This window comes from Nioella ostreopsis (genome assembly GCF_004000255.1).
GTDB classification, from domain to species: domain Bacteria; phylum Pseudomonadota; class Alphaproteobacteria; order Rhodobacterales; family Rhodobacteraceae; genus Nioella; species Nioella ostreopsis.
This window is the reverse complement of sequence record NZ_RCIQ01000007.1, coordinates 14542-35330: the sequence shown is the minus strand read 5'-3', so window position 1 is coordinate 35330 and position 20789 is coordinate 14542. Positions and strand designations below refer to the sequence as shown.

General features: G+C 64.4%; 22 protein-coding genes. 9 read left to right on the top strand and 13 right to left on the bottom strand.

All coding sequences use genetic code 11. The features are described 5' to 3' along the window. Positions 1 to 137 precede the first annotated feature (137 nt). A complete protein-coding gene (locus tag EP237_RS09195; protein ID WP_420812514.1) occupies positions 138 to 1790 on the top strand; it encodes a chloride channel protein in 1653 nt (550 codons plus the stop codon). A 69-nt stretch (positions 1791 to 1859) separates the two neighbouring features. Then, on the top strand, positions 1860 to 2963 hold the full coding sequence (locus tag EP237_RS09190) for a hypothetical protein (RefSeq protein WP_127560385.1): 1104 nt from the start codon (positions 1860 to 1862) through the stop codon (positions 2961 to 2963). 13 nt (positions 2964 to 2976) lie between these two features. Here the strand turns inward: EP237_RS09190 and EP237_RS09185 are convergent, their stop codons facing one another. The 3 genes from EP237_RS09185 to cobT form a co-directional block, all read right to left on the bottom strand. Next, positions 2977 to 3318, bottom strand: a complete 342-nt coding sequence (locus EP237_RS09185) for a DUF427 domain-containing protein (protein WP_127560383.1) — start codon at positions 3316 to 3318, stop codon at positions 2977 to 2979. A 73-nt stretch (positions 3319 to 3391) separates the two neighbouring features. After that, entirely contained in the window at positions 3392 to 5209 is a 1818-nt protein-coding gene (locus tag EP237_RS09180) for an aminopeptidase P family protein (protein ID WP_127560381.1), read from the bottom strand. A 173-nt stretch (positions 5210 to 5382) separates the two neighbouring features. After that, on the bottom strand, positions 5383 to 7257 hold the full coding sequence (cobT, locus tag EP237_RS09175; RefSeq protein ID WP_127560379.1) for a cobaltochelatase subunit CobT: 1875 nt from the start codon (positions 7255 to 7257) through the stop codon (positions 5383 to 5385). A gap of 114 nt (positions 7258 to 7371) precedes the next feature. On the opposite strand from cobT, the gene EP237_RS09170 reads away from it, so the two are divergent. Continuing rightward, positions 7372 to 8406: a hypothetical protein gene (locus tag EP237_RS09170; protein WP_127560377.1), complete on the top strand. Its 1035-nt coding sequence runs from the start codon at positions 7372 to 7374 to the stop codon at positions 8404 to 8406. Positions 8407 to 8433: 27 nt separating this feature from the next. Here the strand turns inward: EP237_RS09170 and EP237_RS09165 are convergent, their stop codons facing one another. After that, positions 8434 to 9084: a hypothetical protein gene (locus tag EP237_RS09165; RefSeq protein ID WP_127560375.1), complete on the bottom strand. Its 651-nt coding sequence runs from the start codon at positions 9082 to 9084 to the stop codon at positions 8434 to 8436. A gap of 109 nt (positions 9085 to 9193) precedes the next feature. Next, complete coding sequence (locus EP237_RS09160) at positions 9194 to 9622, bottom strand: hypothetical protein (RefSeq protein WP_127560373.1); 429 nt, start codon at positions 9620 to 9622, stop codon at positions 9194 to 9196. Between the two features lie 115 nt (positions 9623 to 9737). On the opposite strand from EP237_RS09160, the gene EP237_RS09155 reads away from it, so the two are divergent. Then, positions 9738 to 10940: a BaiN/RdsA family NAD(P)/FAD-dependent oxidoreductase gene (locus EP237_RS09155; protein ID WP_127560661.1), complete on the top strand. Its 1203-nt coding sequence runs from the start codon at positions 9738 to 9740 to the stop codon at positions 10938 to 10940. Positions 10941 to 11152: 212 nt separating this feature from the next. Here EP237_RS09155 and EP237_RS09150 read toward each other — a convergent pair whose 3' ends face one another. From EP237_RS09150 to EP237_RS09135, 4 genes are all read right to left on the bottom strand, one after another. Next, the gene (locus tag EP237_RS09150) at positions 11153 to 11722 is read right to left on the bottom strand and encodes a fasciclin domain-containing protein (RefSeq protein ID WP_127560371.1); all 570 of its coding nucleotides are present in this window, start codon (positions 11720 to 11722) and stop codon (positions 11153 to 11155) included. A 310-nt stretch (positions 11723 to 12032) separates the two neighbouring features. Further along, on the bottom strand, positions 12033 to 12587 hold the full coding sequence (locus EP237_RS09145; RefSeq protein WP_127560369.1) for a fasciclin domain-containing protein: 555 nt from the start codon (positions 12585 to 12587) through the stop codon (positions 12033 to 12035). 129 nt (positions 12588 to 12716) lie between these two features. Beyond that, positions 12717 to 13409 (bottom strand): anti-sigma factor, encoded by a 693-nt coding sequence (locus EP237_RS09140; protein ID WP_127560367.1) that lies wholly within the window; start codon positions 13407 to 13409, stop codon positions 12717 to 12719. Then, the gene (locus EP237_RS09135; protein ID WP_127560365.1) at positions 13406 to 13948 is read right to left on the bottom strand and encodes a sigma-70 family RNA polymerase sigma factor; all 543 of its coding nucleotides are present in this window, start codon (positions 13946 to 13948) and stop codon (positions 13406 to 13408) included. Before EP237_RS09135 ends, EP237_RS09140 begins: the two co-directional genes overlap by 4 nt. Positions 13949 to 14092: 144 nt before the next feature. Here EP237_RS09135 and cobS point away from each other — a divergent pair, with 144 nt between their 5' ends. Next, complete coding sequence (cobS, locus tag EP237_RS09130; protein ID WP_127560363.1) at positions 14093 to 15064, top strand: cobaltochelatase subunit CobS; 972 nt, start codon at positions 14093 to 14095, stop codon at positions 15062 to 15064. A gap of 71 nt (positions 15065 to 15135) precedes the next feature. Here the strand turns inward: cobS and EP237_RS09125 are convergent, their stop codons facing one another. Continuing rightward, the gene (locus EP237_RS09125) at positions 15136 to 15762 is read right to left on the bottom strand and encodes a DnaJ domain-containing protein (protein WP_071690288.1); all 627 of its coding nucleotides are present in this window, start codon (positions 15760 to 15762) and stop codon (positions 15136 to 15138) included. 75 nt (positions 15763 to 15837) lie between these two features. Between EP237_RS09125 and EP237_RS09120 the strand changes: the two genes are divergently transcribed. Further along, on the top strand, positions 15838 to 16095 hold the full coding sequence (locus EP237_RS09120) for a BolA family protein (RefSeq protein WP_127560360.1): 258 nt from the start codon (positions 15838 to 15840) through the stop codon (positions 16093 to 16095). A gap of 2 nt (positions 16096 to 16097) precedes the next feature. Here the strand turns inward: EP237_RS09120 and EP237_RS23310 are convergent, their stop codons facing one another. Next, positions 16098 to 16511: a DUF4177 domain-containing protein gene (locus tag EP237_RS23310; RefSeq protein WP_206052272.1), complete on the bottom strand. Its 414-nt coding sequence runs from the start codon at positions 16509 to 16511 to the stop codon at positions 16098 to 16100. Positions 16512 to 16754: 243 nt separating this feature from the next. On the opposite strand from EP237_RS23310, the gene EP237_RS09110 reads away from it, so the two are divergent. Beyond that, positions 16755 to 17141: a DUF4087 domain-containing protein gene (locus tag EP237_RS09110; protein WP_164744672.1), complete on the top strand. Its 387-nt coding sequence runs from the start codon at positions 16755 to 16757 to the stop codon at positions 17139 to 17141. A 52-nt stretch (positions 17142 to 17193) separates the two neighbouring features. On the opposite strand, the gene gatB is transcribed toward EP237_RS09110, so the two are convergent. Further along, on the bottom strand, positions 17194 to 18708 hold the full coding sequence (gatB, locus tag EP237_RS09105; RefSeq protein ID WP_127560356.1) for an Asp-tRNA(Asn)/Glu-tRNA(Gln) amidotransferase subunit GatB: 1515 nt from the start codon (positions 18706 to 18708) through the stop codon (positions 17194 to 17196). A gap of 365 nt (positions 18709 to 19073) precedes the next feature. Here gatB and EP237_RS09100 point away from each other — a divergent pair, with 365 nt between their 5' ends. Further along, complete coding sequence (locus EP237_RS09100) at positions 19074 to 19655, top strand: transglycosylase SLT domain-containing protein (protein WP_127560354.1); 582 nt, start codon at positions 19074 to 19076, stop codon at positions 19653 to 19655. Between the two features lie 55 nt (positions 19656 to 19710). Then, positions 19711 to 20373: a lytic transglycosylase gene (locus tag EP237_RS09095; RefSeq protein ID WP_240661591.1), complete on the top strand. Its 663-nt coding sequence runs from the start codon at positions 19711 to 19713 to the stop codon at positions 20371 to 20373. Here EP237_RS09095 and EP237_RS09090 read toward each other — a convergent pair. Further along, positions 20370 to 20768, bottom strand: a complete 399-nt coding sequence (locus EP237_RS09090; protein ID WP_127560352.1) for a hypothetical protein — start codon at positions 20766 to 20768, stop codon at positions 20370 to 20372. The genes EP237_RS09095 and EP237_RS09090 overlap by 4 nt on opposite strands. Positions 20769 to 20789 lie beyond the last annotated feature (21 nt).

The following is a 20789-nucleotide window of genomic DNA, read 5'->3' as shown; positions in this document are numbered from 1 at the left end:
TGGCGCGACTGACATCGCGATTTTCATTGCAGAGAAAAGCGGTTAGGGATGGGGGGAGCCGGTGCGCAGCGGGCGGGCCGGGAATTGCGAGGATCGCGCCCGTGGCAGGCGAACGACAGCCCTTCTTCCGCGATCAGCTGAGCCAGCTGGCATCCGCTGCCAAAGGCGGTTGGGATGTGCTGCGCCACAAGGGGCCAAGCCAGATCCAGTTCTGGTTTATTGCGCTGGCCGTGGGCATTGCCGCGGGGTTTGCGGCGCTCTTCTTTCGCAAGGGCATCGACTGGCTGCAAAGCACCATCTATGGCGTCGAAGACCCGCGCATGCTGCATTCTTTTGCCGAAGGTCTGCCGTGGTTCCTGATCCTCGTGGTGCCGATCATCGGCGGGTTGATCGTGGGCTTGATCCTGCACTGGTTCACACCGGATGGACGGGTGAGGGCAGTGGCCGATGTGATCGAGGGCGCGGCGCTGGCCGATGGCCGGGTGGAGCAAAAGGCCGGGATCGCCTCGGCCATTGCCTCGCTGATCACCCTGTCCTCGGGCGGCTCCACCGGGCGTGAAGGGCCGGTGGTGCATCTGGCGGGTGTGGTGTCGTCTCGGGTCTCGGACTGGATCAAGGCAGACGGACTCACGGGGCGCGACCTGTTGGGCTGCGCGGTGGCGGCGGCGGTGTCGGCCAGCTTCAACGCGCCGATTGCGGGCGCGCTCTTCGCTCTGGAGGTCGTGCTGCGCCATTTCGCGGTGCATGCCTTCGCCCCCATCGTCATCGCCTCGGTCGCGGGCACGGTGATCAACCGGCTGGAATTCGGCGACATGACCGAGTTTCACCTGGGCACCGACAGTGCGCTGGAATTCTATGTGGAATTGCCCGCCTTTCTGCTGCTTGGGCTGCTGGCGGGGGTCATCGCCGCGGTTTTCATGCGCGGGGTGTTCTGGGCCGATGATCTGGGCAGCGTCGTGCAGCGGGCCACCAGGATGCCGCGTTGGTTGCGCCCGGCGGTTGCCGGGGCGCTGTTGGGGGCGTTGGCCATCGCCTTCCCGCATATCATCGGGGTGGGGTATGAGACGACCTCGGCCGCGCTGACCGGCGAATTGCTGCTGCATGAAGCCATCGTCTTCGCCATCCTCAAGGTGGTTGCCGTTGGCATCACCATCGGCGGGCGCATGGGGGGCGGGGTGTTCTCGCCCTCGCTGATGATCGGGGCGTTGACCGGGCTGGCCTTCGGGATGATCGCCACGGGCATCTTCCCCGATGTCTCCGGGTCCGAGACGCTCTATGCGCTTGCGGGCATGGGGGCGGTGGCGGCGGCGGTTCTCGGTGCGCCGATTTCCACCACGCTTATCGTTTTCGAGCTGACGGGCGACTGGCAGACCGGGCTTGCGGTGATGGTCTCGGTGTCGCTGTCTACTGCCGTCGCCAGCCGCATGGTCGACCGGTCCTTCTTCCTGACGCAGCTGGAGCGGCGCAATATCCATCTGGCCGCCGGACCGCAGGCTTATCTGCTTGGCATGTTCCGGGTCGCCAAGGTGATGCGCCCGCTGGATCATGACCGGCCCGACGACAGCGAGGCGCTGCTGACGCTTGTGGACCAGGGCATCTATCTGGAAATGAATGCCACGCTGGAACGGGCGATGCCGATCTTTGAACGCACCGGGCTGGACATCATCCCGGTGGTGACGCTGGCCCCCGGCGACGCCCCCCCGGCGCTGGAAGGCGCGCTTTTCCAGGTCGATGCGCTGAAGGCCTATAACCGGGCACTGGCCGCGACGGCAGAGGAAGAGCATAGCTGATCCGGCTTCGTGGCAGGCGCGATCCATGCTAGGGTGGGCTATTGGTCGTATTATTTCCAGGATGTCCCAATGCCCGTATTGCCTCGTGTCAAAGCTGTTTGCTGCCTGTGCCTGTCCGTATTCCTCGCGGCCCCAAGTCTGGCGGATGAACCGCCCGCAAGCGCTGCCTTCCGATTGATGCTGGCCACTATGCCCGATGTGGAGGACGCCCCGGCAGGCGGCTATCAGATTGATTTCGGGGATGTTCGCGCCGCACAGGCACTGCTGGAGGCAAGCGGAGCCGCGCCCTTCGACCCCGAAGAACGCGCGCTGGCCGCACTTCTGCGTGGCGGAACACAGATTTTCGCGCGCTCGGCATCGGCGCAGGATGCCCGTTTTCGCGCCGCCAATGGGTTTGGTTTCGCCGATGTGGACACCAACCTGCAATATGCCCGCCCGCCGATCTGGCTTAACCTGATGTCGCTCGGCTTCGGCGCGGGTGCGGTGGCAGCCGATCTCCTGCCGGGGGCCGGGTTCACGCGCGAGGAAAGGCACGGGCATTCGGTGTTCTGGCGGGGCGAGCAGGACAATGCGGTGATGCAGCCGAACCTGCCGCCTGACGATCTTTATGGCGGGGCGGTGCGGCGGTCCGCTCGGCTGGCATTGGCGGGCGACATTCTGGCCTTTTCGAATGCATGGGCGGTGCTGGACACGGTGCTGACCACCGATCTGCCGCGCCTGGTCGATGACGCCGAAATTGCCGCGCTACTCGATGCGCTGGACGCGGCCACACATCCCGATGAACGTCTGATCCTTGCCAATCTCTTCGTCGATGCGTTGCCCGCGGAGTATCCCGGGACCCTGTTGATGGCGGATCTTTTTGGCGATGACGGCCATGTCACCATTGTCGCGTTGCGTCCGACCCATATCCTGCCCGCCGCCGACCAGGCCGCCCAACTGGGGGTGAACTGGTCGGGGCTTGCAATTAACGACGCGGGCGACAGCTTTGCCGATCTGATCGGCGGCGATGCCGAGACGATGGTGATTGAAACCGGGGTGCCGGTGCTGGTCATGCGGCTGGACACGCCGATTGACGCAGAGATCAACCGGCTGCTGTTCAATCAGGCATATCGGGCCATGCAAGGCGCCCTGATGCGCCGGGATTTCGAGCGATTGCTGTCAGATCGTCCCTAAAGATCGTCCCTGATCAGAGCTTTTCGACCGCCACGAGGTTGGGAAAGAACGCCAAGTAGCCCGCGATCTCGGCGGCCTCTTCGGTCGGGGTCTCATAGCTCCAGGCCGCGTTCTTGATCACGTTCGACTTGGTCACGATCGAGAAGTAGGCCGCATCGCCCTTGAACGGGCAATGGCTGGTCTGTTCCGAGGCGTCGAGGAATGCCATGCCGATATCTTCGCGCGGGAAGTAGATGACAGGGGGGTAGTCGCCCTCGGTCAGTTCCAATGCGTTCTTGGATTCCCCCAGAACGGCCCCACCGGCCCGCACAACCCAGGTGCCTGCCGCTTTGCGAATCTTGATATGGCTTGTCATTTCTATCCCTCTCCCTCGTCCGTAAACGCGTTTGTCCCGGCATGATCTGCCGCTTGCCTGTAACAGGATGATGTCACAGCGGTGCCGTGGCCCGATCCAGCCAGTCTGCCGCGTCGGGCGGCAGGTGCGATCGCAGTTTTTCGGCGGTTTGCGCATGATAGGCGTCAATCCACGCGATTTCGTCCCTGTTCATCGCATCTGCGTCAATCAGACGCCGGTCGATGGGGGCCCAGGTGATGGTGTCGAATTCAAGCATGGCGCGCGGGTCGCCGCCGGGCAGGGCCGGGGCCTCGCGCACCACGATCAGGTTCTCGATGCGGATGCCGAACGCCCCTTCACGGTAATAGCCCGGTTCATTGGACAGGATCATGCCGGGCAGCAGCGGCAGGGTGGAGACGCGGGAAATCCGCTGCGGGCCTTCATGGACCGACAGGTAGACGCCGACGCCATGGCCCGTCCCATGATCGAAATCGCGACCGGCCTGCCAGAGCGGCATGCGCGCCAGCGAGTCGAGGTCGCGCCCGGCGATCCCCTTGGGAAAGCGCGCGCGGCTGACCGCGATCATTCCGCGCAACACCTGGGTGAAGGCGCTACGCTCGTCTTCACCTGGCGTGCCCACAGCGATGGTGCGGGTGATGTCGGTGGTCCCGTCCTCGTACTGCGCGCCGCTGTCGACCAGATAGATCTGCCCAGGTGTGATCGTCGCATCCGAGGCCTCGGACACCCGGTAATGGGGCAGGGCGGCATGGGGACCGGCGGCGGAAATCGTGTCGAAGGAGATATCCTTCAGCACCCCGGTGTCCGCCCGGAACGCTTCCAGCTTGCGGGCGCAGTCGATCTCGGTCAGCCCGCCCGTCGGGGCCTCGGTATCGAACCAGTGCAGGAAGCGGGCAAAAGCCACCCCGTCGCGGATATGGGCGGTGGTGGTGGCTCTGATTTCGGCGGGCGTCTTGCAGGCTTTTGGCAGGATGCAGGGGTCCTGACCGGTGGCGATCTCCACCCCTGCCGCGTCCAGCACCATCCGCACACGATGCGGCGCGGTGGCGGGATCGACGCGAACGGGGCCGGAGAGCGTGGCGAGGGCCGCCTCGAACTCATCCCAGTGGGTCAGCGTGATGTTCGGATCGGGGCCGAGCGCCTCGAACTTGGCCGGGTCGCTGAACAGGGTCACATGACCGCGACTGTCGATGATGGCGAAGGCCTGAACCGCGGGCAGATGCGGCAGGTCGCCGCCCCGGATGTTGAGCAGCCAGCAGATGGAATCGGGCAGGGTCAGAACGGCGGCGGCCTGTCCCGCTCTGGCGAGGGCATCGGCAATCTCGGCGCGCTTTTCGCCTGATCTCTTCCCCGCGATTTCCACCGGAAATCCGGTGGCAGGCGCGTCGGGCCGATCCGGCTGGTCGGGCCAGATCGCGTCAACCGGGTTCGCAACGGGGCGCAGCGAGATCTGCGCGGGCGTGAGTGCTGCCTCCAGCCGGTCAATCTCCTGGCTGGTGTGCAGCCAGGGATCGAAGCCGATGGTGCCACCCTTGGGCAGATGATCCTTCAGCCAATCCTCCAGCGCGGTTTCGGGCCAGTTCACCGGGGTGAAATCGGAAAGCGCCACCTGGTCCTTGACCTGCACCCGGTAGCGCCCGTCGATGAACACGCCCGCCCTGTCGGGCAGCACCGCGCAGAACCCGGCCGATCCGGTGAATCCGGTCAGCCAGGCCAGCCGTTCGTCCCGCGCGGCCACATATTCCCCCTGATGGGCATCAGCGCGCGGCACCAGGAAACCGGACAGGCCCTGCGTGGCCAGTTCAGCGCGCAATGCAGCCAGACGGGGCGGCCCCTGTTCGGGGCAGGTGGCGGCGGTGAAGCTTTGGAAACGGGTGGGGCTGGTATCTGTCATGGCGCGGAGCCTGCACCGGGGCGCGGGATTTGTCCATCGCTGCGGTGACCCGGAAACCCCACATTATTTGACTAAAATTGTCTTTCATCTTGGCCAAAATACCTCGGGGAGCGCGAGGGGCTGGCCCCTCGCTCCCGTCCTCGCAATCCGCGCAACGGTGCGAGGCGGCGAGCCTACCCCGCCTTCTTCAGCCCCAGGAACCGTGCCCGCGCGCGGGGGTCGCTGTCGAAGAGCGAGGCCAGCTGTTCGGTCATCGCGCCCGCCAGCTGTTCGGCATCAGTAATCGTCACCGCCCGGTCGTAATACCGCGTCACGTCATGGCCGATCCCGATGGCCAGCAGTTCCACGGCCTTGCGCTTTTCGACCATGGCAATCACGTCGCGCAGGTGCTTTTCCAGATAGTTCGAGGGGTTCACCGACAAGGTGGAATCATCCACTGGTGCCCCGTCCGAGATCACCATCAGGATCTTGCGCTGCTCGCGCCGGGCCAGCATCCGCCGATGCGCCCATTCCAGCGCCTCGCCGTCGATGTTTTCCTTCAGCAGGCCCTCTTTCATCATCAGGCCCAGATTGTCCCGCGTCCGGCGCATCGGTGCGTCGGCCTGTTTGTAGATGATGTGGCGCAGGTCATTGAGGCGTCCGGGCTGCTGCTTGCGGCCCTCGGCCAGCCATTCCTCGCGCGATTTGCCGCCCTTCCAGGCGCGGGTGGTGAAACCCAGAATCTCGACCTTCACGGAACAGCGTTCCAGCGTGCGGGCCAACACATCGGCACAGATCGCGGCAATGGAAATTGGCCGCCCGCGCATCGACCCGGAATTGTCCAGAAGCAGCGTCACCACCGTGTCGCGGAAATCCATGTCCTTTTCGACCTTGAAGGAGAGCGGCGTCGTGGGGTTCGCCACCACGCGCGCCAAGCGGCCTGCATCCAGCACGCCCTCTTCCTTGTCGAACTCCCAGGACCGGTTCTGCTGTGCCTGAAGGCGGCGTTGCAGCTTGTTGGCCAGACGGCTGACCGCGCCTTTCAGCGGCTCCAACTGCTGGTCGAGATAGGCGCGCAGGCGTTCCAGCTCCTGAGGCTCGGCCAGTTCCTCGGCCATGATTTCTTCGTCATGCTCGGTCGTGTAGACGGTGTAATCCGGGTCGGCCTCGGAATGGGGGGCAGGGGGCGGTGGTTCCAGCGGGGCCTCGCCCTCTGGCAGCTCGGTTTCCTCGGCCTCTTCCATGTCGCCCTGATCGTCCATCTCGACCGAGGCCTGGCTGGCGTCCTGCTGTTCCTCCTGGGACTGCTCGGGCGAGGCATCGGCCTGCTCGTCCTGATCGTCATCGGCCTCGCCGGTGGAATCGGGGTTCTCGTCGTCGTCGGCTTCCGCTTCGTCCTCGTTATCCTCGTCCATCTCATCGGGGTCGTCGCCCAACTGGTCGCCATAGCCCAGATCTTCGATCAGCTGGCGGGAAAGCTTGGCAAAGGCAGTCTGGTCGGACAGCACCTTGTCGAGATTGTCCAGCGTGTCGGCGCAGCGATCCTCGATGTAGCCGCGCCACAGGTCCATGACATTCGCGGCCTCCGGCGGCAGATCGCGGCCGGTGGCGAGATGGCGGATCAGGTAGCCCGCGGCCACGGCCAGCGGCGCGTCGGCTGCCTCGCGAATCTCGCCATAGCCCTTGCGGCGGGCCTCGTTGCCGATCTTGGCGTCGATATTGCCCGCCGTGCCGGGCATGAAGCGCGCGCCCATGGCCTCGCAGCGAGCGGTTTCCATCGCGTCCATCAGGTCGCGCGCCATCTGACCTTGCGGGGCATAGCGGGCGGCAGTGGACGCGTTGTGGAACTTGTGCCTGAGCGCGAAGGCATCCGCCGTGCCGCGCGCCAGCAGAACCTCTTCGCGGGTCATGCGGCGGCTGATCTGCGGCAGGCGCACGCTGTCGCCGGTCATTCCCGGCGGATCGACGGAATAGGTGACCCCAAGCTCAGGGTCATCCGCCATCACGCGGGTGGTTTCGGCCAGGGCCTTCTTGAAAGGATCTGCGGGGTTATCCGAGGGCTTTTTCATGCCCCTGTTATGCACCTGCACCGGGACGGCGAAAAGAGGTGATTTTTGTCTGTGCCGTCCTGGGGTAGGATTGGGGTGGATTTCAGTATTCGGTCTTGGAAGGGATGGATTGCCATGAAGCTCTCAGCAGGCGCATTAGCCGTGATCGGAAGCCTTATTCTGCCCGGTGTGGCGCTGGCACAGGATTTCGACTGTCTGTCCGTCATGCAGGCCTTCCGGGCCGAGCCGGTGCCGGGGATCGCTGAGCCCACGCATGACATCTGCGATGACGAGCAGCTGATGGCTTTTCAAGTCAATCTGGCGGCTGCGGAACGGGCGGTCCCCGTGACCGGTCCCGAAGCGCTCTACGGCACCTGGCTCTCGGATGACGCGCTTTTGTACATGACCGGGATCACCGTGCCCGGAACCGAGGTGCTGGAGATCGGGCCGGGCTCCGAAGAGGGGCAGATCGGTGTGGTGCAATACTGGATCAAGCCGAACCTTCCTGATTTTTCCAGCCTGCCATGGGACATGGAAGATGGATATCAGGGATGGATCACCCGCGGCGAGCTTCGGTCGGAAGCGCGTGCCGAGGTCTATGCGCCCGTGCTGTTCGGTGATGGCGTGATGGCCTATTCCGGATTTCAGCTGGAGCATGAGCGATCCTACGATCTCTTCGTGCTTTCGCAACTCAATCATTTCGAACTTCCCGTGACGTTCCTGCGCGATGGCGATGTGCTGGTGATGGAAAGCGATCGGCGTGACCCGGTTTCGCGCGACCTGTCACCGGTGCTGCGCACCTACACGCGGGTCGATGCGGCTGCGGTGGATTTTGCGCTTCAGCTCGTGGTGGCGGCTGAGCTGAGCTATGGGCGGTTTTTCGATTGTTTCGTGCATCAGCTCAGCGATGGTGAGGGGCCGTTGATCGACGCTTTCGCGCCCTATTCAACGGCAGACGCGCGGGACTGGATCAATAGCCTCTGGTCGGCCTCGCTTGAACGTGAGGCCCTGATGGCGGAGCTGCGTAGCGACACGCCGCCGGAAGATGGCTCTTCCCTGATGCAAGAGTTCATGGAGCGCTATGTCGCCCTGATCGAGACCCCGATCAACCGGCATTTCGTCGAGGTTCTGAATGGCGGGGCCGATCTGGGATGCCCTGCGCTGCACTAAGCCGGGGGAAGGGCAGATTCTTGCGGGTCACGGCAGGTTGTCGAAAAACAAGGTCTGCACGTCCTGACAGGGATCGGGCAGAGCAGCGAAGGCCCCTTGATCGCTGAGCAACGGGGCGGGGCTGTCCAGGGTGCCGCTTTGCGATACCGACTGCTCTTCTTCGCTTTCCGGATCGACCCAGGTCGCCTCTGCCATCCATGCGCCGCTGTCATAGTCCAGTGAGCAGCTATAGCTGCTGGATGTGAACCGGTCGTAGCTGGAATAGCCGAAGCCAAGCACGCGGAACGCGTCCTCCTGCCAGCCGATCCGTAGGGTCTGGAACCATGGATGCCGTCCGATGCCGGATTGTTCGGAACGGAGCAGAACGGTGCGCCCGTCGCCCTCCTCCAGCGAGGGCGACATGCCCCACATGGACCCGTTATAGGTGGCATTGCGCAGAACCAGCAGCGGCGCGCTTGGGTCGTCGGCCAATCTCCGGTCGGTGAGGATCACCAGATCAGCGCTGCTCTCGTCGTCGCGCCCGGTCAGCAGGATCACCTGTTCGCAGCCATTGAGAGGGTGGATATCGACGCAAAGGCTGTCGATGAGACGAGGCAGGGTGTCGGCCTCGGCAAGCGTCAGGGTCTGCGCAGAAAGAGGGGTGGCCAGAAGTGCGGGGATCAGGGCGAGGAAACGCATGCGGACTATCCTTGGGACTTGGTGCTGAGGGACTTGGTGCTGAAAATATCCAAAGGATACCGGACAGACCGCCCGTTTGTCAGCCCTTTGTCGCGTCGCGTCGCGTGGCCTAGCCTTCGCCGGTCATGACCGCCGTGCAATCCTCGTTGTCCGCCAGATAGACCGGATCGTCGGCAAAGGCGTTCCGGCCTGCTTCGGCATGGGCTTCGAACCGCCGACGGTAGGCGTCCGAGATCTGCACCACCTCTTCGGCAACCGCATCGCGCGCGGCGTCGGGTTCCAGCCCTTCCTGTTCCATCGCGTCCACCGCCGTCATCATCAGCAGCGCCACGATATCGTTGACCTGATCCTGCATGTCCTCGCCGATCTGGTCGCCCAGATAGGCCGCGGACGAGGCATAGAAGGCGGCGCAGCGGGTGCCGATATAGGACATGGGCGCGCCGTCTCCGACCTCCACGCGCAGGGGCTGCATCTCTTCCTGGGCGAGGGCGGGCAGGGGCATCAGCAGGGCCAGCAGGGTCAGGGTGCGGATGGTCAACGGGCATCTCCGGGGTTTGAATATTTGGGGGATCATGACGGCAAAGCCCGCTCGCCGCCACCCCCAAGCCGTGATGACGCTTGCCTTCGCGGCAAGAGACCCGCAGAAGGGCGCCATGACCGCGCAGCATGTCACCACCTTGATCCTTGGCGCCGGGGCTGCGGGGCTCATGTGTGCCGCCCATGCCGGGCCGGATACGCTGGTGGTGGATCATGCCAAGGCGCCCGGGGAGAAAATCCGCATTTCGGGCGGCGGGCGCTGCAACTTCACCAATTTGTATGCGGGGGCAGAGAATTTCCTCTCGCAGAACCCCCATTTCGCGAAATCCGCGCTCAGCCGGTACACGCAATGGGATTTCCTCGATCTGGTGAACAAGCACGGAATCGCGTGGCATGAAAAGACGCTCGGGCAGCTATTTTGCGATGGCTCGGCAAAGGAAATCATCGCGATGCTCCTGGCGGAAATGCGCCCCGCCGAGCTGTGGCTGCGTACCGAGATCGGCGAGATCACTCATGATGGCAGCCGCTTCACGGTCGCCCTCACGCGGGAGGGGCGCGCGGTCACCGTCACCGCCCGCAATCTGGTGGTGGCGACGGGCGGCAAGTCGATCCCCAAGATGGGTGCGACCGGTATTGGCTATCGTATCGCGGAACAGTTCGGCCATGGACTGACCGAAACGCGGCCCGGCCTTGTGCCGTTGACCTTCAACGAGGAGCAGAAGGCCGCCTTTCGTCCCCTGGCGGGCAGCGCCGTGCCGGTGGTGGCGGGGTGCAATGGCGGCAGCTTTGAGGAGGCGATGCTGTTCACCCACCGGGGCCTTTCCGGCCCCGCGATCCTGCAGATCTCGTCCTATTGGCGGGAAGGCGACAGCCTGTCGCTGAGGCTCTGTCCCGGCACCGATCTCTATGATGCCTTGCGGGCGCGTCGTCAGACCGACGGGGCTAAGGCGCTGACCACGGTTCTCGCCGATCACCTGCCACGCGCCTTGTGTCAGTTTCTGGCGGAAAGCTGGGGACTGGCGGGCAATCTGGCCGATCAATCGGACAAGGCATTGCGGGGGCTGGTGGACCGGCTGGAAAACTGGCACCTGACGCCCACCTCCTCCGAAGGCTACCGCACGGCGGAGGTGACGCTTGGCGGGGTTGAGACCGACGGGATCTCCTCGAAAACCATGGAATCGCGGCTGCAACCGGGGCTGTTCCTGATTGGCGAAGTGGTGGATGTGACCGGCTGGCTTGGCGGCTACAACTTCCAGTGGGCCTGGTCGTCGGCTGTCGCGGCGGGGCGCGCCATAGCAACACGCCCGGTCCCTGGCTGAGCCAACGACCGGGCGCTTGCGGGCGACCCCGCTCGGATGGGTCGCCCCGTCCGGGGATGCGATGCCCCAAGGGACGAGGGCTTTTCACGACGCGGTCAGAAGCGGGACCGGTTTTCCTGCCGGGGACAGATCGGACAGGAAGCGCGTTGCATCCGTCGGTAGGGGTCCGTCCCGGCCGGGGGTGGGGGCTGGCCGGGACGGGACGTGACCTGTCAGGCGCCGGGCAACAGCACCGTGTCGATCACGTGGATCACACCGTTCGACTGCACCACATCGGCCACGGTCACCGTTGCAGTGCGGTTTTGCTGGTCGGTCAGCGTGATCATTCCGTCCTGCATCCGTGCGGTCAGAACGCAGCCGCCCACGGTCTGCACCTCATGCGCGCCGCTGTCGTCGGCGATCATGCCCATGATGGCATCAGACAGGGCATTGGTCGCGACCACGTGGCAGGTCAGGATCTCGCGCAGGCGGCCCATGTTCTGAGGCTCCAGCAGCGCTTCGACCGATCCAGCGGGCAGGGCTGCGAAGGCGTCATTGGTCGGGGCGAAGACGGTGAAGGGGCCGTCGCCTGCCAGCGTATCGACAAGGCCCGCATGCTGCACGGCGGCCACAAGGGTGGTGTGATCGGCGGAATTCACCGCGTTCTCCACGATATTCATCGTCGGGAACATCGCCGCGCCGCCGACCATCGGGTTGCCGGTGGACGCATGAGATTCGGCGAGTGCCGCGCCCGAGGTCAGGCCGAGGGCCAGAAGGGCGGCAGTCAGGGTCTTGGATGTCATGTGGTCGTCTCCTCTGATGTTGGACACGTCCGTTCCGGGACGCTTGCCAGAAGCCACGGGGCAGAGGTGCGGGAAGTTTCACGAGCACGAAGAAAAAATCACAAAAAATTCCTCAAGGTGCTGAAAAATTGAAAATAATCGGTGCTTGTGAACGGGTCTTTTCCTTGACCGTGACCCGCTGAACCGATTGCGTGCGGCCCCTGCGGGAGCAAGCTCCAAAGACCAGGAAATCGCAGGGGCCACACCCCCCGTCCCGAGAACGGGGTCAGCTCGGCGCCAGAAGGCGCCAAACCATATCTACGTCAACACGTCAGGGCAGCAGGACGGAGTCGATCACGTGAATCACGCCGTTCGACTGACGGACATCCGCAATCGTGATCGACGCGCGACGGCCCTGGCCGTCCTCGATCTGGATCACGCCATCGGTGAAATAGGCGGTGAATTCGCAGCCACCCACGGTTCGGATCACATGCGCCCCACCGTCGTCACTGATCATGCCGCGGACATCGCCCCACAGCGCGTTGGTCGCAACGACGTGGCAGGTCAGGATGCGTTGCAACTGGTCGAGGTTTTCGGGTTGAAGCAGCGTCTCGACAGTGCCCTCGGGCAGGGCTGCGAAGGCGGCATTGGTGGGCGCAAATACGGTGAACGGTCCTTCACTGGACAGCGTGTCGACCAGACCTGCGGCCTGCACGGCGGCCACCAAGGTTGTGTGATCGGCCGAATTCACGGCGTTTTCAACGATGTTCATGTTGGCAAACATGGGCGCACCGCCGACCATGGGGTTGCTTTGGGCATAGGTCACAGCTGCGGTTGCGGTCAGCCCGAGTGCCAGAATGCCTGCGGTAAAGGTTTTCGATAGCATGATGTCTCTCCTGTTGATGCACGCCCCGTTGCGGACGCTCACACCAAGAAACGGGAGGAGAGGGGAGAAAGTTTCAGGCCTGCGTGATTTTTTTTCCGCTCCGACTGGGTCCGCTTCGCAAGACGCGGGTCAGATCTCGGTCACGACGCCAATGGCCAGCACATCCCCCGTGGGCGCGCCGGTCGGCGATCCACCCGGCGGCTCATCCGACACGGCCAGAATGCCCCCGGCGAAGAGCGCGCGCAGGGGTTCCGGCACGTCGACTTGCGTTTCGGCCTCTGCCGACAGCAGGCCAAGCGACACTGGGGCCGCGTCGCCCGCAATCAGCCAAAGCTCCTGCGCGCGGCCTTCGGCCACGGAACCCGATTGGCGGCTGACGCGCAGCTGCCCGCTGTCGAGATCGAGCGCCGCGGCCAGTTGCAAGGTGCCATCCTCGGCGGCGATGATCGCAGTGAATTCCGGTTCGCCACGGCTGCCCGGGCCGCCGTTATAGACCAGCACCGCCACCGCGACCAATCCCGCCATGGCCAGGGCCGCGGCCCCGCGCCAAAGCCCTGACCATTGCCAGCGCGAGCGGGCGTCATCGCGGAAGAGATGGGCCACCAGACGCGCCTCGACCGATGCGGGCGGCGTCACCGGCGCGACCTCCTGCTCGGCCATGGTTGCGAAACGCCGTTCCCACGCAAGGATTTCGGCACGCAACGCGGGCTCTGACTCCAGCCGCGCCCGCATCTCGCGCGCTTCCGCATCCGGCAGCAGGCCAAGGACGTATTCCGCCGCCTTGCCGCTGTCGTCAGGGGATATGGTTGGCCGGTCGCTCATCGGCTGAGACAATCCTTCAGGGTTAGCAGGCTGCGGCGCAGCCAGGTTCGCATGGTGTTCAGCGGCACGTCAAAGCGCGCCGCCAGATCGGCATAGGTTTCGCCCTCAAGATAGGCGCCCCGCACGGCCGCCGCGCGGGATTTGTCCAGTTCTCCGAGACAATCGGCGATACGCCGCGCCTCTCCGGCCGCAATGGCCTGCGCCTCCGGTCCAGGGGCAGGATCGGCGAGTACAAGATCGGGCTCTGCCGTATCCCCGCCGCCTTTCCGGGCGCGCAGCCGGTCGATGGCATGGTTGCGCGCAATGGTGATCAGCCAGGTCATCGGGCTGTGACCCGTGACCTTGTAGCGGTCTGCGCGGTTCCAGATCTTGATGAACACCTCTTGCAAGGCATCCTCGGCCTCGGCCCGGTCGTTCAAGACACGCAGGCAGATGCCAAAGAGTTTCGCGGAGGTCGCGGAAAAAAGCGCGCGGAACGCCGCCCTGTCCCTGAGGACAATGCGGGCCAGCAGGTCTTCCAGATCGGTCTGCGCGCTCATTTCCCTTCAAATAGTGTGTTTCCTCGGAGCAGCAATGAAAAAATCGCGCCGCCGCGGCACAGGGTCTGGGGCCTTGCAGCCCCTCGAAATATCGTGCAACACCAAGCGGCGGAGCCGAAGATACAGCGAGAAGGCACAAGAGCGATGGACAAGATTGTCAAACCCACCGAAGAAATCTCTGTCCGCGATGTGTTCGGCATCGACAGTGACATGAAGGTCAAGGGATTCGAGGAACGCGCCGACCGCGTGCCCGAGATCGACCCCACCTATAAATTCGACCCCGACACGACGCTGGCGATTCTCGCAGGCTTCAGCCATAACCGCCGCGTCATGATCCAGGGCTATCACGGCACCGGGAAATCGACCCATATCGAACAGGTCGCCGCCCGCCTGAACTGGCCTGCCGTGCGCGTCAACCTCGACAGCCATATCAGCCGGATCGACCTCATTGGCAAGGACGCGATCAAGCTGCGCGATGGCAAGCAGGTGACGGAGTTTCACGAGGGCATCCTGCCCTGGGCGCTGCGCAATCCCGTCGCCATCGTTTTCGACGAATATGATGCGGGCCGCGCCGATGTGATGTTCGTCATTCAGCGGGTGCTGGAACATGACGGCAAGCTGACGCTGCTGGACCAGAACGAGATCATCACGCCGAATCCCTATTTCCGCCTATTCGCTACCGCGAACACCGTGGGTCTGGGCGACACGACGGGCCTCTACCACGGTACGCAGCAGATCAACCAGGCGCAGATGGACCGGTGGAGCCTTGTGGCTACACTGAACTACCTGAGCCATGACGCGGAAACCCAGATCGTCCTGTCGAAAAGCCCGCATTACAACACCGAAAACGGCCGCAAGACGATCAGCCAGATGGTGACCGTCGCCGACCTGACGCGGACCGCGTTCATGAATGGCGAACTCAGCACGGTGATGAGCCCGCGGACCGTGATCAACTGGGCGCAGAACGCCGAGATCTTCCGCTCGGTCGGCTATGCGTTCCGCCTGAGCTTCCTCAACAAATGCGATGAACTGGAACGCCAGACCGTGGCGGAATTCTACCAGCGCTGCTTTGACGAGGAGCTGCCGGAAAGCGCGGCCAGCATGAGCCTCGGCTGACAAACCCCTGACATGACATGAAAAAGGCGGCCCCGATGGCCGCCTTTTTTGTGTCTGGAGGTCGGTGCCGCCTACTTGAAGTTGCGGCTTTCCTTGATCTGGTCCCAGGCCCAGACCACCTCTTGCAGCTGTTCTTCCTGGCTGCGGTCGCCGCCGTTCATATCCGGGTGCAGCACCTTGATCAGCGCCTTGTAGGACTTGCGTACCTCGGCCTTCGTCCAGTGATCCTTGGCCTCCAGGATCTCGATGGCGCGGCGTTCGGTGGGGGGCAGACGGCGGCTGCCGGTGATGGATTTGCCCGGATTGCGGGTGGCATTGCCGCCCAGAACCTGATGCGGATCGTCGACGCCAAGCCGCGACCAGGCGCGTTCCTCGACCGATTTCTTGAAGCTTTTCGTGGGCCGGTCCCAGACGCGGTCGCGTTCCATCTGGGCTTCCATTTCGGCCTCTGTCGTGCCTTCGAAGAAGTTCCATTTCAGGTTATATTCGCGCACGTGATCCTTGCAGAACCACAGGTAATCATCCAGCACGTCGGGTGATTTCGGCGCGCGGTACTGGCCGGGTTCTTCACAGCCGTCATGCTGGCAGACGCGCTGAGACGTCTCGAAAGCACCGGACATGCCACGACGCCCGCCCCTGCGTTTCTTCTTGTCGGTGGAGACGCGCAGATCGAAATTGAATGGATCTTTGTCGGCCATTGGACACACCTTCTCGACTCGGAACAGGCAGTCTAAGGTTTTTCGCAGGGGATTGAAGGGGGAGAGACCAGAAAAATGACGCGATCGGAGAAAATCCGCGACCGGCTGGAACGCGCCTTTGCGCCGCGCCATCTGGAGGTGATCGACGAGAGCGAGAGCCACCGGGGTCATGCGGGGTATCAGGACGGCGGCGAAAGCCATTTTCGCGCGGTGATCGGTGCGGATGCGCTACAGCCTCTGTCCCGAATTGCCCGCCATCGCGCAATTCACAACGCGCTTGGCAAGGATTTGATGAATGAAATCCATGCCTTGGCTCTGGTGGTTCGGGTCTGACCCTATTCGGCGGCAGCCTCGCGCCTTTGGTCTTCCGGACCCGCCTCTTCCGCCGCGGCGGTTTGCTCCAGGGGCACTTCCGGCGGGTCGTCCCACAGGGCTTCCTCGTCATCGGGGGCGGCAAGGGCCAGCGGTTCTTCAGCCTCTTCGAGGGCCGGGGAATCGGTGTCTTCGGCGGGCTCTTCCAGTATGCGGCGGAAGACCAGCATGTTGTGATAGACGGTCTGTTTCGACGCGAGGCCAGAGCGTTCCTCGGTGGGCAGAATATCGGCGCGGACATAGTCCCAGCCTTCTGCCCCAAGCTCGTTCATGAGCGTGGACAAAGCCAGCGCAAACCGGTCTTCGGCGCGTTTCACGCCCTTGGCCTTGAGGCCCCGATTGGGGGCCGGAACCACCTTGTATTCAAATCTGGTCATGCTGGACCCTGACCCCTGAAATCACATCGGACAAAAGATTAACGACTAAACTCCCGGCTGTAAAAGGGGCTTTGGCCGGGGCGAAATCGCCCGGCGCCACCCGTACACCGGGCGTACACCCCCTGTACACCCCCCGTGCATACCAATCGGCGCACAAGGCGTGGGGAGAAACTGGTTAAGGGTGCAGATCGGCAGGGGATGACCCTGGTTGATCCCGACCGTCTGTGCGGGCATTCTGATCCCATGAAACAGTATGCCCTTGCCGTGACCCTCGCCCTCATCGCCCTGCCTGCTGCCGCCGAAACACGCTGTGGCTGGTTCACCAACCCGACGCCCGCCAATGTTTTCCTCGACGATGCCCATGGCGGCTGGACGCTGTCCGCGCAGGGGCGCGGGGGTGTGCCGGGATTTGACGACGCCTGGGCCGCGGAGGGCAGCCCGGTGGACTGGGTGCAGATGAGCCCCGCAGGGTACGGCTATGGCTGCGCCTGCGTGGAGGGTGATTTCGGACCCGTGGGCAGCCAGGAGGTTCTGGAGGTACGCCGATACTGGCACCGGCCTCTCGCTGCCTGCGCGGAAGACCCGGCGCTGGAGGAGCGGGATCTGGTGCCGATGTGGCAGGGGGAGTAGGGCGCGGAAGGTGGGCAAACTGCCCACCCTACGCAGGATGTGAAAGTCGGCCTTATTCGGCCAGCTTCTTCGCAACCAGATCGTTCACCGCCTTGGGGTTGGCCTTGCCGCCGGTGGCTTTCATCACCTGACCGACGAACCAGCCCGCGAGCTTGGGGTTTTCCTTGGCCTTGGCGACCTGTGCGGGGTTGGCGGCGATGATCTCGTTCACAGCGGCTTCAATGGCGCCGGTATCGGTGACCTGCTTCATGCCGCGCGCTTCGACGATCTCTTCGGGGTCGCCGCCTTCGGTATAGACGATCTCGAACAGATCCTTGGCGATCTTGCCGGAGATGGCGTCGGACTTGATCAGCCGGATGATGCTTGCCAGCTGCGCGGGCGAGACCGGGCTGTCGGTGATCTCGGCATCGTCTTTCTTGAGGCGACCGAAGAGCTCGTTGATGACCCAGTTGGCGGCGAGCTTGCCGTCGCCCGCCTCGGACGCCACCGCCTCGAAGAAATCGGCGTCCTTGGTTTCGGCGGTCAGAACGCTGGCATCGTAATCCGACAGGCCGAAATCGCCGATGAAGCGGGCCTTCTTGGCGTCGGGCAGTTCCGGCAGGGTCGCGGCGATGTCATCGACCCAGTCCTGATCAATTTCCAGCGGCAAAAGGTCGGGGTCGGGGAAGTAGCGGTAATCATGCGCCTCTTCCTTCGACCGCATCGAGCGGGTTTCGTTCTTGTCCGGGTCATAGAGCCGGGTTTCCTGGGTGACCGCGCCACCGCCCTCGACGATTCTAATCTGGCGGCGCGCCTCGTACTCGATGGCGGCCTGGATGAAGCGCATGGAGTTCATGTTCTTGATCTCGCAGCGTGTGCCGAGATGGGAGAAATCACCGGTTTCGCGGTATTTCTCATAGGCGCCGGGCAGGCAGATCGACACGTTCACATCGGCGCGCAGGTTGCCGTTCTGCATGTTGCCGTCGCAGGTGCCGAGATAGCGCAGAATCTGGCGCAGCTTGACGACATAGGCGGCGGCCTCTTCCGGGCCACGGATATCGGGGCGGGAGACGATCTCCATCAGCGCGACGCCGGTGCGGTTGAGATCGACGAAGGACATATGCGGATCCATGTCGTGGATCGACTTGCCTGCGTCCTGTTCGAGGTGGATGCGTTCGATGCGCACCAGCCGCGCGGTGCCGTCGCCCATTTCGACCAGCACTTCGCCCTCGCCCACGATCGGGTGGTAGAGCTGGGAAATCTGGTAGCCCTGCGGCAGGTCGGGGTAGAAGTAGTTCTTGCGGTCGAAGGCGGAGAAAAGGTTGATCTCGGCCTTCAGCCCCAGCCCGGTGCGCACCGCCTGCGCCACGCAATAGTCGTTGATGACGGGCAGCATGCCGGGCATGCCCGCATCCACGAAGGCGACGTTGGAATTGGGTTCGGCCCCGAAGCTGGTGGAGGCGCCGGAAAAGAGCTTGGCGTTCGAGGAGACCTGGGCGTGAACCTCCATCCCGATCACAAGTTCCCAATCCTGTTTCGCACCGGCGATGGTCTTGGGTTTCGGGGTCTCATAGGTCAGGTCGAGCATGGGGCGCGGTCTCCGGTTGAACGCTTCGGGTTCTAGGGCAGGGGACGCAGGGGAGCAAGAGGGTGTGGGCGGGGTTTCGCCGCGCTTTGCGCGTCGACCCGGGGAGCGGCCCGTCTCAACCCCCGGCTTGCGCCGGAGGCCTCGACGAGCCGCGTTGCCACGGGATGGCGGCCCGCGTCGCCGCATGATTGGAGAGGGCTGAGGGGGCCGCGCGCGCAGGATGCCTCCGGCGGAGGTATTTGGGCCAAGATGAAGGCGGGATCGGCGGGGCTTTGCCGGATTTTGCGGTTTCGGGAGGGGTGGCTTTGCCAATTGCGCGTTCAGGCGCAATGACGGGCGATCTGAAACATCATGCGAGTCTGGCCATGCGCCTGTCTTTTCCTGCTTTGGGGCTTACGGCCTCTGTTCTGCTGTCGGCCTGCGCCATGTCTGCGTCCGAGCCCGAACCGCTTCCTGCCACGCGCTGGGATCACCGGCCCGAGGCGGAGATCTGGACGCGCGCCTCCATCGACATGCTGGAGAGCGATGCGGCGGTGCTGACCTCGGTCGTGCCCTCGGATGCGGAGGCGTGGTGCCCGGGCTATAGCGAGGCGAGCGAAGCGGACCGGGCGGCGTTCTGGGTGGGGTTCGTGTCGGCGCTGGCGCGCTATGAAAGCACCTGGGAGCCGGATGCTGTGGGCGGCGGCGGGCGCTGGTTCGGGCTGATGCAGATCTCGCCCGCCACGGCGCGTTATCGCGGTTGCGAGGCCGGGTCGGGTGCGGCGCTGACCGATGGGGCGGCGAACCTGCGCTGTGCGCTGAGGATCATGGCCGAGACCGTGCCGCGTGACGGGGTGGTCAGTCAGGGCACCCGTGGCGTTGCTGCCGATTGGGGGCCGATGCGGCAGGCGCATGTGAACGCGGAGATGCGGGGCTGGCTGCACCAGCAGAGCTATTGCCAGGGCTAGGCGCTTGCCAGCGGCAAACGGCACGGGCAGCCTGTCCGGCAGGAGGAGACGCCCCATGCGTGCCGTGCTGATCTGCCTGTTGCTGCTGACGCCCTGGAGCCTCTGGGGGCAGGGATTTGCCCCGGAGATCAGCCCGGCCCCGATTCAGCGCCCCGGGTTTGCGCCCGCGACAAGCCCCGCGCCGGTGCCGCGTCCGGCCCTGGCCGTGCCGCCCTTGCATTGGGATGAGTTGCGCCCCGGCATGACAGCCCCGGCCCGACCGGCCTGGGGCCCGGCGCTGTTCCGGGCGGTGCTGGCGCAGGAGGGGCTGCTGGACCTGGTGCCGGAGGATATCGAGACCTGGTGCCCGGCCTATGCCGATGCGGGCCCGGATCAGCGGGCGGCGTTCTGGGCGGGGCTGGTTTCGGCGCTGAGCTGGTATGAGAGCACCCACCGGGCGGATGCGGTCGGCGGCGGCGGGCGCTGGTTCGGGCTGGTGCAGATCGCGCCGGCCACGGCACGCTATCGGGGCTGCGCCGTCGGCACGGGCGAGGCGCTGATGAACGGGGCCGCGAATCTGCGCTGCGCGGTGCGGATCATGGCGCAGAACGTGGAACGCGATGGCGTCGTGTCGCGGGGCATGCGCGGCGTCGCGGCGGAATGGGGGCCGTTTCACAGCAGCCAGCGGCGCGAAGGGATGCGGGCCTGGGTGTCGGAACAGGAGTATTGCAGCGGTTAGAGCGCGCGCACCGGAATACCGCGATCCGTGGTTTCGCGGATCAGCGCAAGGGTGTTGCGCAGGGCCTGATGGGGCAGCGGAATCTCGGCCCCCGACCGCAGCACGACAACAGCGCGATCATCGGCGAGGCGCAGGTGATCGACGCGGGACAGCGGCAGGTTCTGGCGGGAGAAGCCGTTGAAGATCGAGAGGTTTTTCGCGCTGTAGTCGATGCCATAAGACGGGCGCAACGCGATCTGCAACACGCAGATCAGGATGCAGGGGGCCAGCAGGGCCCAGACCCAGAGCGGCGCGTCCCTTTGCATGGCCGTGACCAGCATCATCAGCCCCGACGCCAGCCCCATCCAGGCCAGCCCGGAGCGTTGATGCACCAGATATGTGTAGCGCTTGCTCATGACGGCAGCATGCCGCCGCAT

Coding starts and splice junctions, on each gene's coding strand:
- EP237_RS09090 (WP_127560352.1), bottom strand. CDS start 20,768: ATGAGCAAGCGCTACACATATCTGGTGCATCAACGCTCCGGGCTGGCC.
- EP237_RS09150 (WP_127560371.1), bottom strand. CDS start 11,722: ATGACATCCAAGACCCTGACTGCCGCCCTTCTGGCCCTCGGCCTGACC.
- EP237_RS09180 (WP_127560381.1), bottom strand. CDS start 5,209: ATGACAGATACCAGCCCCACCCGTTTCCAAAGCTTCACCGCCGCCACC.
- EP237_RS09110 (WP_164744672.1), top strand. CDS start 16,755: ATGAAACAGTATGCCCTTGCCGTGACCCTCGCCCTCATCGCCCTGCCT.
- EP237_RS09155 (WP_127560661.1), top strand. CDS start 9,738: ATGACCGCGCAGCATGTCACCACCTTGATCCTTGGCGCCGGGGCTGCG.
- cobT (WP_127560379.1), bottom strand. CDS start 7,257: ATGAAAAAGCCCTCGGATAACCCCGCAGATCCTTTCAAGAAGGCCCTG.
- EP237_RS09190 (WP_127560385.1), top strand. CDS start 1,860: ATGCCCGTATTGCCTCGTGTCAAAGCTGTTTGCTGCCTGTGCCTGTCC.
- EP237_RS09145 (WP_127560369.1), bottom strand. CDS start 12,587: ATGCTATCGAAAACCTTTACCGCAGGCATTCTGGCACTCGGGCTGACC.
- EP237_RS09135 (WP_127560365.1), bottom strand. CDS start 13,948: ATGAGCGCGCAGACCGATCTGGAAGACCTGCTGGCCCGCATTGTCCTC.
- EP237_RS09120 (WP_127560360.1), top strand. CDS start 15,838: ATGACGCGATCGGAGAAAATCCGCGACCGGCTGGAACGCGCCTTTGCG.
- EP237_RS09185 (WP_127560383.1), bottom strand. CDS start 3,318: ATGACAAGCCATATCAAGATTCGCAAAGCGGCAGGCACCTGGGTTGTG.
- EP237_RS09165 (WP_127560375.1), bottom strand. CDS start 9,084: ATGCGTTTCCTCGCCCTGATCCCCGCACTTCTGGCCACCCCTCTTTCT.
- EP237_RS09140 (WP_127560367.1), bottom strand. CDS start 13,409: ATGAGCGACCGGCCAACCATATCCCCTGACGACAGCGGCAAGGCGGCG.
- EP237_RS09125 (WP_071690288.1), bottom strand. CDS start 15,762: ATGGCCGACAAAGATCCATTCAATTTCGATCTGCGCGTCTCCACCGAC.
- cobS (WP_127560363.1), top strand. CDS start 14,093: ATGGACAAGATTGTCAAACCCACCGAAGAAATCTCTGTCCGCGATGTG.
- EP237_RS23310 (WP_206052272.1), bottom strand. CDS start 16,511: ATGACCAGATTTGAATACAAGGTGGTTCCGGCCCCCAATCGGGGCCTC.
- EP237_RS09170 (WP_127560377.1), top strand. CDS start 7,372: ATGAAGCTCTCAGCAGGCGCATTAGCCGTGATCGGAAGCCTTATTCTG.
- EP237_RS09100 (WP_127560354.1), top strand. CDS start 19,074: ATGCGCCTGTCTTTTCCTGCTTTGGGGCTTACGGCCTCTGTTCTGCTG.
- EP237_RS09095 (WP_240661591.1), top strand. CDS start 19,711: ATGCGTGCCGTGCTGATCTGCCTGTTGCTGCTGACGCCCTGGAGCCTC.
- gatB (WP_127560356.1), bottom strand. CDS start 18,708: ATGCTCGACCTGACCTATGAGACCCCGAAACCCAAGACCATCGCCGGT.